The organism is Billgrantia ethanolica, from assembly GCF_021404305.1.
Classification (GTDB): Bacteria; Pseudomonadota; Gammaproteobacteria; order Pseudomonadales; family Halomonadaceae; genus Halomonas; species Halomonas ethanolica.
This window is the reverse complement of sequence record NZ_JABFTX010000001.1, coordinates 86,109-98,868: the sequence shown is the minus strand read 5'-3', so window position 1 is coordinate 98,868 and position 12,760 is coordinate 86,109. Positions and strand designations below refer to the sequence as shown.

The 12,760-nt window shown below is 65.8% G+C and carries 13 protein-coding genes; 7 read left to right on the top strand and 6 right to left on the bottom strand.

The window, feature by feature from the left end:
• Window positions 1-4: 4 nt before the first annotated feature.
• Entirely contained in the window at window positions 5-2,155 is a 2,151-nt protein-coding gene (gene katE / locus HOP53_RS00470) for a catalase HPII (RefSeq protein WP_234268044.1), read from the bottom strand.
• 252 nt (window positions 2,156-2,407) lie between these two features.
• On the opposite strand from katE, the gene HOP53_RS00465 reads away from it, so the two are divergent.
• Window positions 2,408-3,094: a hypothetical protein gene (locus HOP53_RS00465; RefSeq protein WP_234268043.1), complete on the top strand. Its 687-nt coding sequence runs from the start codon at window positions 2,408-2,410 to the stop codon at window positions 3,092-3,094.
• Window positions 3,095-3,163: 69 nt separating this feature from the next.
• Here the strand turns inward: HOP53_RS00465 and HOP53_RS00460 are convergent, their stop codons facing one another.
• Both HOP53_RS00460 and HOP53_RS00455 read right to left on the bottom strand, forming a co-directional pair.
• Entirely contained in the window at window positions 3,164-3,406 is a 243-nt protein-coding gene (locus HOP53_RS00460) for a GlsB/YeaQ/YmgE family stress response membrane protein (RefSeq protein WP_086510792.1), read from the bottom strand.
• 85 nt (window positions 3,407-3,491) lie between these two features.
• On the bottom strand, window positions 3,492-4,046 hold the full coding sequence (locus HOP53_RS00455) for a DUF924 family protein (protein ID WP_234268042.1): 555 nt from the start codon (window positions 4,044-4,046) through the stop codon (window positions 3,492-3,494).
• 83 nt (window positions 4,047-4,129) lie between these two features.
• Here HOP53_RS00455 and HOP53_RS00450 point away from each other — a divergent pair, with 83 nt between their 5' ends.
• The 6 genes from HOP53_RS00450 to HOP53_RS00425 all read left to right on the top strand — a co-directional run bounded on the left by HOP53_RS00450 (window position 4,130) and on the right by HOP53_RS00425 (window position 9,654).
• Window positions 4,130-4,321: a hypothetical protein gene (locus HOP53_RS00450; protein ID WP_234268039.1), complete on the top strand. Its 192-nt coding sequence runs from the start codon at window positions 4,130-4,132 to the stop codon at window positions 4,319-4,321.
• Window positions 4,322-4,419: 98 nt separating this feature from the next.
• Window positions 4,420-5,457, top strand: coding sequence for a GlxA family transcriptional regulator (locus HOP53_RS00445; RefSeq protein WP_234268037.1), 1,038 nt, complete (start codon window positions 4,420-4,422; stop codon window positions 5,455-5,457).
• Window positions 5,458-5,475: 18 nt separating this feature from the next.
• Entirely contained in the window at window positions 5,476-6,654 is a 1,179-nt protein-coding gene (locus HOP53_RS00440; RefSeq protein WP_234268035.1) for an MFS transporter, read from the top strand.
• A 26-nt stretch (window positions 6,655-6,680) separates the two neighbouring features.
• The gene (locus HOP53_RS00435) at window positions 6,681-8,072 is read left to right on the top strand and encodes a YcjX family GTP-binding protein (protein ID WP_234268034.1); all 1,392 of its coding nucleotides are present in this window, start codon (window positions 6,681-6,683) and stop codon (window positions 8,070-8,072) included.
• Window positions 8,069-9,115 (top strand): YcjF family protein, encoded by a 1,047-nt coding sequence (locus tag HOP53_RS00430; RefSeq protein WP_234268033.1) that lies wholly within the window; start codon window positions 8,069-8,071, stop codon window positions 9,113-9,115. The genes HOP53_RS00435 and HOP53_RS00430 overlap by 4 nt, the downstream gene beginning before the upstream one ends.
• Window positions 9,116-9,213: 98 nt before the next feature.
• Window positions 9,214-9,654 (top strand): universal stress protein, encoded by a 441-nt coding sequence (locus HOP53_RS00425; protein WP_234268031.1) that lies wholly within the window; start codon window positions 9,214-9,216, stop codon window positions 9,652-9,654.
• 69 nt (window positions 9,655-9,723) lie between these two features.
• Here HOP53_RS00425 and HOP53_RS00420 read toward each other — a convergent pair whose 3' ends face one another.
• Genes HOP53_RS00420 through HOP53_RS00410 form a run of 3 tightly spaced genes read right to left on the bottom strand, consistent with a single transcriptional unit; the run spans window position 9,724 to window position 12,686 of the window.
• A complete protein-coding gene (locus HOP53_RS00420) occupies window positions 9,724-10,845 on the bottom strand; it encodes an ABC transporter ATP-binding protein (protein WP_234268030.1) in 1,122 nt (373 codons plus the stop codon).
• 37 nt (window positions 10,846-10,882) lie between these two features.
• Window positions 10,883-11,761, bottom strand: coding sequence for a carbohydrate ABC transporter permease (locus HOP53_RS00415; RefSeq protein WP_234268029.1), 879 nt, complete (start codon window positions 11,759-11,761; stop codon window positions 10,883-10,885).
• The gene (locus HOP53_RS00410; RefSeq protein WP_234268028.1) at window positions 11,754-12,686 is read right to left on the bottom strand and encodes a carbohydrate ABC transporter permease; all 933 of its coding nucleotides are present in this window, start codon (window positions 12,684-12,686) and stop codon (window positions 11,754-11,756) included. Before HOP53_RS00410 ends, HOP53_RS00415 begins: the two co-directional genes overlap by 8 nt.
• Window positions 12,687-12,760 lie beyond the last annotated feature (74 nt).

Here is a 12,760-nt window from a genome sequence, read left to right as displayed (position 1 = left end):
GAAGTCACGCCGGCATATCGTTTGCCTTGCTGTCGCGCGCCCAAACCCGATGTTGTGCCATGGCATCACGCAGCGCGGTGAATACGTCATCCAGCGAAGCGCCGGTCAGCACGCCCTCCTCGTCGGTGGGGATGTCCGCGGCATCAAGCAACATCTTGCCATCGCCCACGGCGGCGACTGCCTTGAGGTGCTTGTAGGCTTCCTGCACGTAGTAGCGGCCGAGCCCCGAGCGGGCCAGCGCGTCCACGCTGTCGCTGCCGCCAGGCACGATCACCGCATCCACCGCTACCGAAGGCATGCCGTTGAGCATGGCATCGGGGGTCACCTGCTTGCCGTCGGCCGCTTTCAGCGGTGCCATGCTGGGGGCGATCACCTTGCCCTCGGCGCCTTCGGCCTCGAGCTTCTGCTTGATCGCCTCGACCTGGCCGGCGTCGACCCCATCGGCAGCCAGGATAGCCACCTTGCGAAACTTGATGTTGCCAGGCAGACGCGCCATCAGGCTCAGGGCGGGCGACTCCTGTTGGGAGCTCGTGCCAAGTTCCTCGGCAGGCGCGGGCTTATCGCTCGGCGTCTCGATGCCGTGGTTCTCGCCGACCCGGCGCGCCAGCTCGAGATCGATGTTGGGCAGGATCTCCTTGATCACCCGCTCGCGGATCCAGGGCCGTTGTACCTTGGAGAGCTCGAAGGTGTAGGCGGCGATGATGTGCTCCTTCTCGACATCCGTCTGGCTGTTCCAGAACAGCGTGGCCTGGGAGTAGTGATCGCCGAAGGATGGGCTGCGAGCGCGAACCTTGTGCGCATCGATTCGCTCGTAGTGAGACTCGAAGCCACCGTGCTCCGGCCCTGCCGGGGTCTCGCTGGGCCAGCCGCCGTCGATGGAGTTGGGCTCGTAGGAGGCCTGCCCCTTGTTGATCGTCTGGCGATGCATCGAGTCGCGCTGATTGTTGTGGAACGGGCACACCGGCTGGTTGATCGGTATTTCGTGGAAATTGGGCCCGCCCAGACGCAGCATCTGGGTGTCGAGATAGGAGAACAGCCGGCCCTGCAGCAGCGGATCGTTGCTGAAGTCGATACCCGGCACGATGTGCGCGGGGTTGAAGGCGACCTGCTCGGTCTCGGCGAAATAGTTGTCCGGATTGCGGTTGAGCACCATCTTGCCGATTGGGATGACCGGCACCTGCTCCTCGGGGATCAGTTTGGTGGGATCGAGCAGATCGAAGTCGAAGTTGTGCTCGTCCTCCTCCTCGACCACTTGGATGCCGAACTCGTACTCAAGGAAGTCGCCGTTCTCGATGTCTTCCCACATCAGGCGCCGATTGAAGTCGGGGTCGCGGCCCCACAGCTTCTGCGCCTCGTCCCAGATCAGCGAGCAGGTGCCGGCCAGCGGTTTCCAATGGAACTTGACGAAGCGCGACTTGCCCTGCTTGTCGATCAGGCGGAAGGTGTGCACGCCGAAGCCTTCCATGTTGCGGTAATGCCGCGGGAAGGCGCGGTCGGACATGGTCCACAGCACCATGTGGGTTGACTCGGGCATCAGCGAGACGAAGTCCCAGAAGGTGTCGTGGGCCGACTGCCCCTGGGGAATCTCATTATGCGGTTCGGGCTTCACCGCATGCACGAAGTCGGGAAACTTGATCGCATCCTGAATGAAGAACACCGGCATGTTGTTGGCCACCAGATCCCAGTTGCCCTCGTCGGTGTAGAACTTGGTGGCGAAGCCGCGCACGTCGCGCACGGTGTCGTTGGAGCCGCGCGCTCCCTGCACGGTGGAGAAGCGTACGAAGACCGGCGTCTTCTTGCCGGGGTCCTGGAACAACCCCGCCTTGGAGTACTGGGCGGCACTGTCGTAGGGCTGGAAGTAGCCATGCGCCGCCGCGCCACGGGCATGCACGATACGCTCGGGAATACGCTCGTTGTCGAAATGGTTGAGCTTCTCGCGGAAGATGAAGTCCTCGAGCAACGTCGGTCCCCGATCACCCGTCTTCAGCGAGTTGTGGTTGTCGGCGATACGCGTACCGTGGTTGGTGCGCAGATCGTGCCCGCTGGCATCGCTGCGATATCTCTCCAGATTTTCCGACTTGCTGTGCTCGTCGGTCTTTAAGTCGGTGTCGTTGGGTTGGCTACTGTTGGACGTGGTGTGAGGGTTATTCGCCATGCAAAAACTCCTGTAGTGACAGTGGGATCCATCCTCCCTGGCGCACGCAGCGCACTGCCTTGGCCCGGCAGTCATGATTCTCAGCTCCGTCTGACAAGGTAGCTCCCCTCTCGCTAGCAGCCAATTACCTCAAGCTATGGCAACAAAAGAAAACATTAATCGGTTCAAGCCGTCACCCGCTCCGGCCGATACTGGGTAACTGAACGAGGCGGCACAGCACCGCGAACGATGGCATGAACGAGGATTGAATCGATGAAATGGATGACGGCCACCGGCGTGATCGCCAGTATGTGCCTGCTCGGTATGACCCAGGCCCAGGCCCAGGACAACAACCGGATAACGCTGGGGGCGGTTGCCGGCACCACCGGCGTAGGCGCCGACGTGGCATGGCGCTTCAGCGAACGCCTAGGCGTCTCTGCCCGCTATACGGGTGGACTGGATTGGAGCACCGACTACAGCACCGACGACGTCGACTACGAGGGCGATATCAGCCTGGCGGCAGGCAAGCTGACCCTGGACTACTACCCCTTCGCCAGCGGCTTCTTTCTCAGTGCCGGTGTGATGCTGCCGGACATGGATGCCAATGTGGTGGGTCGACCGCGCAATGACACCTACGAGTTCAACGGACGCACCTACGATGCCGCCCTGCTGGGCACCCTGAACGGCACCCTGACTCTTGCCGATGGCGTACAACCCTATGCCGGCCTGGGCTGGCGCCAGTCCCATCGCAGTGGCTTCGGCTTCTTTACGGAAGTGGGTGTGATGGCCACTGACGTCAATGTGTCGCTCAGCACTTCAGAGGGCTATGAAAACCTCGACAACCCGTTCTCCGCACAGCTTCGCAGCGACATTCGCCAGGAGGAGCGGCGACTCGAGGATGAAGCGAAGAAATGGCCGGTCTACCCGGTGGCAGTCATCGGCGTAAGCTACACCTTCTAGCCAGGCGCCCGGCTCCAGACGACTCGGCCCGGGCAGTTGCCCGGGCCGAGTCGTTTCACCGCATCGAGGCTAGGCCTGTCGTACCTTGGAGATGATCCACAGCAGTACTACGGCGCCGACAGTCGCCGTGACCAGCGAGCCAATGAAGCCGCCGGCCTGAAGCCCCAGCAGACGAAACAGGAAGCCACCGATCACAGCTCCCACGATCCCCACGCCGATGTTGGGCAGGATGCCGAATCCGCCACCGCGCATGATGTTGCCGGCGATCCAACCCGCCAGCCCGCCGATGATCAGCCAGGCGATAAGTCCCATGTCGTCTCTCCTCTCCTTTTGGTCGGTCCTGTCCCCAGAGGGGCTGATAATGGTGCCTGAGCGCGGCTTCCCCGCAAAGCGTAGCTCAGAACGACGAGCCGGGCTGTTCGAGAAACGCCAGCTCATCGGCGCTCGACTCACGGCCGAGGATGGCGTTGCGGTGCGGGTAGCGGCCGAAGCGCAGCAGGACATCCCGGTGCAGGTGCTCGAAATGCAGGTTGTCCTCCAGCCCCGGCTGGTCGAACAGGCGCAGTGCCTCGTCGTGCACCTTGAGCGACTCGCTGTGCATGTAGGGCATGTAGAGAAAGCTGCGCCACGTCACGTCGAGATCACCATCCAGCCCCTGGGCCACCGCCTCCTGGGCCAGCACCAGCGCCATGGCATCCTGGGCGAAGGCCTGCGGGTCATTGCGGAATAGATTGCGCGAGAACTGATCGAGCACCAGGATCTCGGCCAGCCGTCCCTGCGGCGTATCGCGCCAGTGCCACAGCTCACCGGCCGCAGCGGCGCCGTGCAGCGCGCTGAAGCGCTCGCGTATCGTGCCGTCGAGCGCTTCGTCCTTGCGAAACCAATGGGCAGGTTCGAGCTCCTCGAACCAGAAGGCAATCACCGCGTCGCGGCCGGGCAGGCTCTCGCTCATGTCGTGTCCTCAGGTTTTCATGCACTTGATATCATGGGCCTCGGTCGCGTTTATTTCACCCTCCGTTCGCTTCGGGAGCTACCATGACGCCCATGCTCGGCATGTTCACCTTCGTCTTCAACCTCATCGGCCTGGTGATCTGCCTCGCCGGGCTGACCCTGGCCCAGCGCCGGGGAAAGCTTCAGCAGACGCGCTGGCCCGGTTATACCCTGGCCGGGCTCGGCTTCCTCGTCGCCACCACGCCGATCTGGATCCAAGGACTGCTGGTCCAGTGAAGCGACGGGCCGGATGTCTCAATCGGTGGGATATCGGTCATTGCAGACATTCAACCGCCAGCGGAAACTGGCAAGACATCTCGTCATGAGCGTTCGCCATGCCGCATGCCGTCGTCATCCTCGCCTACCCCGATTGCCAGTTGCTCGATGTCAGCGGCCCCTGGCAGGTCTTCGCCTCGGCCAACGATCTGAGCGGCCGTAAGCTCTATCGCTTGCATCTGGCCGCCGATGCGCCGGGCAGCGTGGCAACCAACGGCGGCCTGCCGCTGCTGGCCGACACGGCCTGGAGCGATCTTGCCTCGCTCGGCCCGCTGGATACGCTGCTCGTAGCCGGCGGTCGCGGTATCGTCACCCAGCGTCAGCGCCCGGCACTGCTCGCCGCCCTGCGCGATCAGGCACGCCAGGTTCGCCGGCTGGGTTCGATCTGTACCGGTGCCTTTCTACTGGCCGAGGCCGGCTTGCTGGACGGCCATCAGGCCACCACCCACTGGCGGCACTGCGCCCAGTTGGCCAACGAACACCCCAAAATTCGCGTGGTGCCCGACGCCCTCTACGTCGAATCGGGCGGGCGCTTCACCAGCGCCGGTGTCACCGCCGGCATCGATCTGGCCCTATCGTTGCTCGAAGCGGACCATGGCAGCACCCTGGCCGGCCAGGTCGCCCGCGAGCTGGTGCTGTTTCTGCGCCGCCCCGGCGGGCAGTCGCAGTTCAGTGAGGTGTTGCGCAGTCAGAACCGCGCCCAAGGGGCGCTGCGCAAACTGCTCGACCGCCTCCACGCCGACCCCGGCGCGCCCCACCGCCTGGAAGCCATGGCCGAGTCGATCGGGGTCACGCCGCGCCACCTGTCGCGGCTGTTCCGCCAGCAGCTTGCTACCACACCCGGCGCCTACCTGACCCGCCTGCGCCTGGAGCAGGCCCGCCTGGCACTGGTGGCCAGCGAGCGGTCGCCGCCGCTGGAACCACTGGCACGGCAGTGGCACCTGGGCGGCGCGGAGCAGCTGAGACGCCTGTTCCAGCGCCATTACGGCATTTCGCCCAGCCTCTACTACCAGCGCTTCGGCCCCAAGGGCACAGCCTCCAGATCAGAAACCGCTACATCGACAGCCACCGCCCCTTCACTACCGAACGATGGATGAACGTCCCAGGAGGCCACCATGCCCTTCAACGTCATGCTGCTGTCGCTGTGCCAGGCCCTGCTGGTGAGCGGCAACATCCTGCTGATCGCGGTTTCGCCGCTGATCGGCGCGCGCCTCGCCCCCGACCCGGCCTGGTCCACGGCGCCGGTCGCCACCCAGTGGCTGGGGCTGATGTGCGCCACCATCCCCGCCTCGTTGATCATGGCGCGACTGGGGCGCAAGCGCGGCTTCCTGCTCGGCAACCTGCTGGGACTGGCCGGTGTGGGCGTGGCCGCCCAGGCCCTGGTAACCGAGGCCTTTGCGCTGTTCATGCTGGGCACCTGGCTGATCGGCATCGGCATCGGCTTCGGTCAGCTGTATCGCTTCGCCGCGGTGGAGGCGGCGCCAATGGCCCTGCGCGACCGGGCCATCGGCCTGGTCATGGGCGGCGGCGTGCTGGCCGCCTTCTTCGGACCCTGGCTCGCCCGCATCAGCCGTGAAGCGGCCGTCACGCCGTTCCTCGGCAGCTTCATCGGCCTGGGCGTACTCTACCTGGTGGCTCTGCTGGTACTGCTGGCGACCCGGTTGCCGCCGGCCGAGAAAACCCATGGCGACGGCCAGCCACGGCCGCTAGGTGAGATCCTGCGCCAGCCGGTGTTCATGGTGGCGGTACTCTCGGCGCTCATCGGCTACGGCGTGATGAACCTGGCGATGACCGCCACACCGCTGGCCATGGCAGGCGCCGGCCATCACTTCGACCACGTCGCCACCACGATCCAGTGGCATGTGGTAGCGATGTTCCTGCCCTCGTTCTTCACCGGGCACCTGACCGCTCGCTTTGGCGCAGCGCGCATGATCACCGCCGGCTGCGTGCTGCTGGCGGCAAGCGGCCTGGCCGCCCAGGTAGAGGCCGGCGTAGCGGGCTTCCATTTCGCCTTGATCCTGCTCGGGCTGGGCTGGAACTTCACCTTCCTGCCCGCCACCGGGCTGCTCACCGAGACATACCGGCCAGTGGAGAAGGCCCGTACCCAGGCAGCCAACGAGTTCCTGGTGTTCTCCACCGTGGCCGTCACCGCGCTGCTGGCCGGGCCGCTGATCAATCAGCTCGGCTGGACGCTGCTCAACGCCCTGCTGGTGCCGCTGTCGCTGATCCCCATCGTGCTGCTCGGCTGGCAACGCCTTGCCAGACGCCGCCAAGACCCTCACATTAGCGGCTGACACTGCTGTGAAGGGATTTCTCGCCGATGCGCCAGTCGCTCACCCGGGAGCTGACCAACCTGATCGAACGCGGCCGCGACCGCCAGCTTCGGCTGGCGGTCACCGGCTTGTCGCGTTCGGGCAAGACCGCCTTTCTTACTTCGCTGGTCAACCAGCTGCGTCATGCCGGCCTCGAGGCACGGCTCGACCTGATGCCAGCCGCCCGTGAAGGGCGGCTGCTGGGGGCGCGCCGGGTCAGCCAGCCCGACCTGGGCGTGCCGCGTTTTCCCTACGACCAGGCCATGGCGGCGCTGGATGCCGAGCCGCCACGCTGGCCCGAGCCCACCCGCGGTATCAGCGAGCTGCGCCTGTCGATCCGCTATCGACCGGCACGCCGCGGCCTGCTGCGCGCCGACACCGCCGAGCTCAATCTCGATCTGTTCGACTATCCCGGTGAGTGGCTGCTCGACCTGCCGCTGCTGGGCCACGACTATCTGAGCTGGAGCCGCGCCATGCTGGCCGGCGCCGGCCAGCAGCGCCGCGCTCTGCTGGCCGAATGGGAGCGCGTCGCAGCCAGGCTCAACCCCGCCGCCGAGGCCAACGAGGCCGAACTGGCCGAGGTGGCCGCACTCTACGCCCACAGCCTGCAGGCCGCTCGCGAGGCGGGCTTCGCCAACCTGCAGCCGGGCCGCTTTCTGCTGCCCGGCGACCTGGAAGGCGCTCCGGTGCTGCAGTTCTTTCCGTTGCCGGCACTGGCGAATGCCGACGATTCCGCACTTTCAAAACTGTCGCCAGAAAGCATCTATGCCACTCTTGCTGCGCGTTTTCACCACTACCAGCAACACATCGTGAAACCCTTCTATCGCGACCACTTCCGTCGTTTCGACCGCCAGATCGTGCTGGTGGACGTGCTCGGCGCGCTGAATGCCGGCCCGGAGCGCTTCGAGGATCTCTCCCAGGCACTGGCCACGCTGATGCAGAGCTTCGATTACGGCAAGCGCAGCCTGCTCTCGCGGCTGTTCTCACCGCGTATCGACAGGCTGGCCATCGCCGCCACCAAGGCCGATCACGTCACCCCGGAGCAGCACGCCAACCTGACTGCCCTGCTCGAGGCCCTGCTGGCCGAGCCGCTGCAGGACCTGCGCTACGCCAACGTGCCGGTCAAGGCGCTGTCGCTGGCGGCAATACGCGCCACCGAGGCGCATGAGGTGAGTCACAAGAACGAGCGCAGCCCGGCGCTGCGTGGCACCACCCTGGCAGGCGAAGAGGTGCTGGTGTTTCCCGGCGAGGTGCCGGCGAAGCTGCCCGAGGCCGGATTCTGGGCCCGCCAGGGGTTCGACTTCCGCGCCTTTCGCCCCGCCCCGCGGGAGGGCGGTGCCCTGCCCCATATCCGGCTCGATGCCGCCCTGGACTGGTTGATCGGAGACAAGCTGCAATGAGCGATCGTCGTCACGAGCCTACGGAGAACGACCCGCGTCCGGCCCGCCGCTTCACGCTTGACGAGCCGGCCGCGCCGGGCCCCGAGGCGCCACGGGCGCGGCTCGACTTCGACAGCCAACTGCCCACGCAGCCGTTAGAGGAAGCCCCCGTCAGCCGCGCCGAGCGCGACCTGGAGGCCAGCCTCGGCCGCCCGCGCAAGCGCCGCTGGGGGCTGCTGACGCTGCTTGGCGGCGGTATCGTACTGGGCAGCGTCGAATTGGCTCTGCGCCTGCCGGCGGCCCTGCTCGGCGGCGACTGGCTCAGCGGCGGCTGGCATCTGCTGGGACTCGCTGCCATCGCCCTGGGGGCCGGGGCGCTGCTGCGCGAGGCGTGGCGGCTGCGCCGGCTGAAACGCCATGACGCCCTGCGCAGCCGCCTGGCCCGGCTGCCCGAGGCCGACGCGGCGGAAGCGCTGAGTCTGGCCAAAGTGCTCAAGCAGCAGCTCGGACTGGATGACGATCATCCCCACTGGCAGGCCTTCCTTGCCGCCCGGGAAGCACATCATACCGGCGACGATGTTCGCCAATTGTTGTCGCACCATTTGCTTGCGCCCCGCGACCGCCAGGCCCGGCGTATGATCTCGCGCATGTCAGGCGAAACGGCAGTGATGGTGGCGGTCAGCCCGCTGACGCTGGTCGACATGTTTCTGGTGGCGTGGCGCAACCTGGCGATGATCGATCGCCTGTGCCGTCTCTATGGGCTGGAGCTGGGCTATGCCAGCCGCCTGCGCCTGCTGCGCAACGTGCTCTACAACATGGCCTTTGCCGGGGCCACCGAGATGGCCAGCGATGCGGGGGTGGAGCTGCTCTCGCTGAATCTGGCCGGGCGCCTCTCGGCGCGGGCCGGTCAGGGCATGGGGGTGGGGCTGCTCACTGCCCGCCTCGGCCTGCGCACCCAGCGCCTGACCCGCCCGCTGGTGTTCGGCGAGGGGGAGGCGCCGCGCATGGCCGATCTGCGCAGCGAACTCTGGCAGCAGTTGAGACGGCTGGAAAAGCAGGAATGATGCTGGGATCCGCCTCTCCCTTGATCCGGGTCATGACACTCCCTGCCCAAAGGTCTAGGCTCTGACTATGGACAGACCAACAACATAAGGAAACCCCCATGTTCAAATCGATCCTGGTTCCCGTCGATGGCTCAGAAGGCGCCAAGAAAGCGCTCGACGTCGCCTGTCTCTTGGCCACTCAGGCCGACGCCACACTGCATCTCCTGCATATCCCCGAGGAACTCTCCCACGAGACGACACTGGTCTGGGGTATCGGTGCCATCGCCATCGAGGCCTCCCGCACCGAGCGGGAAGACATCGGCCGGCAGGTCGTCGAGAAGGCGGCCGAAGCCGCGCGTGCCAATGGCGTGTCCCAGGTAGAGACCGTGGTCGGTCAGGGCGACCCGGCACGCACCATCGTCAGCGAGGCGCGCCGTCGCGGTGTCGAAGCCATCGTCATGGGCAGTCGTGGCCTGAGTGACCTGCGCGGGCTGGTGGTGGGCAGCGTGTCGCATAAGGTCAGCCATGTGGCCGAGTGCACGGTGATTACCGTACGCTGATGCCTTGATGCCGACATGACAGGTCGCCTGCCTGGGCAGGCGACCTGTCTCTTTATCGGGACAGGCGGCTCAGGCCAGGCGCTTCTCCGTCTCGCGGTCGAACATGACCGCCCGCCCCATGTCGATACGCAGCGTGAGCCGCTCGCCCGCCTTCACCCGGCACTTGGGCCCGACCCGGGCCGTGGCCTCGCCCTCCCCCAGCTTCAGCTGCAGCAGGATGTCCGCCCCGGTGGGTTCCACCACCGTGATGCGCGGCGTGAGTGCCACCCCCTCGGCGTACTCGCCGAGCCGCGCGTCGTCCTCGGTGAAGTGCTCGGGGCGCAGCCCCAGGATCACGTACTCGCCGACCTTTTCGGCCAGCGCCGGGGTTTCACGCTCCTGCGGCCAGGGCAGCTCCAGCGTCTCTTCTCCCGGCGTCTCCACGCGCAGCCGGTACGCCCCGCTCCCGCCCACCAGCGTGGCGCTGATGAAGTTCATCGACGGCGAGCCCATGAAGCCGGCGACGAACAGGTCGACAGGATCGTTGTAGACCTCGTCGGGCGAGCCGAGCTGGAGGATGCGACCGTCGCGCATCACTGCGATGCAGTCGGCCAACGTCATCGCTTCGATCTGGTCGTGGGTGACGTAAACGATGGTGGTGCCCAGGCGCTGGTGCAGCTTCTTGATCTCGGTGCGCATGTCCACGCGCAGCTTGGCATCCAGGTTGGAGAGCGGCTCGTCGAACAGATAGACCTTGGGCTCGCGCGCCAGTGCGCGGCCCATGGCGACTCGCTGGCGCTGGCCGCCGGAGAGCTGCGAGGGCTTGCGCTCGAGCAGATGCCCGATCTGCAACAGGTCGGCGACCCGCTCCACCGCCGCCTCGCGCTCGGCCTTGGGCACCTTGCGCATCTCCAGGCCGAAGCTGATGTTCTGACGCACGGTCATGCTCGGATAGAGCGCATAGGACTGGAACACCATGGCGATGTCGCGCTCCGCCGGGGTCTGCCAGGTGACGTTCTCGCCGGCGATACGAATCTCGCCGGCGGTGACCGGCTCGAGCCCGGCAATGGCGTTCATCAGCGTCGACTTGCCGCAGCCCGAAGGCCCCACCAGGATCAGAAATTCCCCCGAGTCGATCGCCAGGCTGACGTCCTTGAGCACCTGCTCGCTGCCGAAGTCCTTGCACACGTTGTTGATTTCAAGCGCAGCCATGTTGAAAACCTCGTATTGTTCGATGGTACAGAGGGGCTCAGCCCTTGACCGAGCCGGCCGTCAGCCCACGGACGAAATATTTTCCCGCCAGCACGTAGACGATCAGCGTGGGCAGCGCGGCAATCATTGCCGCCGCCATGTCGACGTTGTACTCGCGCGCCCCGGTGGAGGTGTTGACCAGATTGTTGAGCGCCACCGTCACCGGCTGGGTGTTGTGGGCCGAGAAGGCCACCCCGAACAGGAAATCGTTCCATATCTGAGTGAACTGCCAGATCACCGAGACCACGATGATCGGCGCCGATACGGGCAGCAGGATGCGCCAGAAGATGCGAAAGAAGCCGGCGCCGTCGAGTTTGGCCGCCGAGACCAGCTCGGTCGGCACCGCCACGTAGAAATTGCGGAAGAACAGCGTGGTGAAGGCGATACCGAAGATCACGTGAACCAGGATCAGCCCCGCCCGCGAACTCGACAGCCCCAGCCAGCCCAGCGTCTGCGCCATGGGCAGCAGCACCACCTGAAACGGAATGAAGCAGCCGAACAGCATCAGCGCGAAGAGCAGCTCCGAGCCCTTGAAGCGCCACTTGGTCAGGGCGTAGCCGTTGAGTGCGCCGATGGCGGTGGAGATCAATACCGCGGGCACCACGATGGCGATGGAGTTGAAGAAGTAGACCCCGATGCCCTCGCAGCGCATGCCGGTACAAGCCTCCCCCCAGGCCTTGGCCCAGGGCACAAGGGTCGGCTCCCGGGGCAGCGACAGCAGCGTGCCGGGGGTGATCTCGGCCAGCGGCTTGACCGAGGTGACCAGCATCACCGCCAGCGGCAGCAGATAGAACAGCGCGGCCAGCAGCAACACGGCATAGAGCGTGGCCCGACCGAGCCGCGCGCCCAGCGTACGGCGACGAATGACGTTATCCATGACGGCGGCTCCTCAACTCCGAGTAGAGATAGGGAATCAGGATCGCCAGCACGCCGCCCAGCATCAGCATGGCGCTGGCCGAGCCCAGACCGATCTGCGCTCGGGTGAAGGCATGGGCGTACATGAAGGTGGCCGGCAGGTCGGAGGCGTAGCCGGGCCCGCCGCCGGTGAGCGCCACCACCAGGTCGAAACTCTTGATGGCGATGTGCGAAAGGATCATCACCGCGCTGAACACCACCGGACGCAGGCAGGGAATCACCACCCGCCAGTAGATGCGCGGCAGGCTGGCGCCATCGAGCTGGGCGGCCTTGAGGATGCTGTCGTCGATGCCGCGCAGCCCGGCGAGAAACAGCGCCATGACGAAGCCGGATGCCTGCCACACCGCAGCGATCACCAGGGTGTAGACGGCCATGTCCGGATCCACCAGCCAGTCGAAGCGGAAATTCTCGAAGCCCCAACTGCGCACCATGGCCTGAATGCCGAGACCGGGATTGAGCAGCCACTTCCACACCACGCCGGTGACGATGAACGACAGCGCCATGGGATAGAGATAGATCGTACGCAGCGCCCCCTCCTGGCGGATGCGCTGATCGAGCAGGATGGCGAGTACCAGCCCCAGAGCCAGGCAGATGGCTACGAACAGACCGCCGAACACCACCAGGTTGGTGGAAGCCACCCACCAGCGGTCGTTGGCCATCAGCCGCGCGTATTGAGCGAAACCGACGAACTCGTAGCTGGGCAGCATGCGCGAGTTGGTCAGTGAGAGAATGAAGGTCCACAGCATGAAGCCATAGACGAAGAACAGCGAAATGGCGGCAGAAGGCGCCAGCACCAGCTTGGGCAGCCAGGCCTGGAGCAGGCCTGAGTGGCTGCGCCGGGCAGCGGAACCGGCGGTCGGGCGTGCCGCCGACCTTGTCAGGGACATGATGAGAGACCTCGGGCTTGAGCGGCATAGCACCGGAGCCGGACCTGAAGGACTCAGGCCCGACCCAGCGTCAG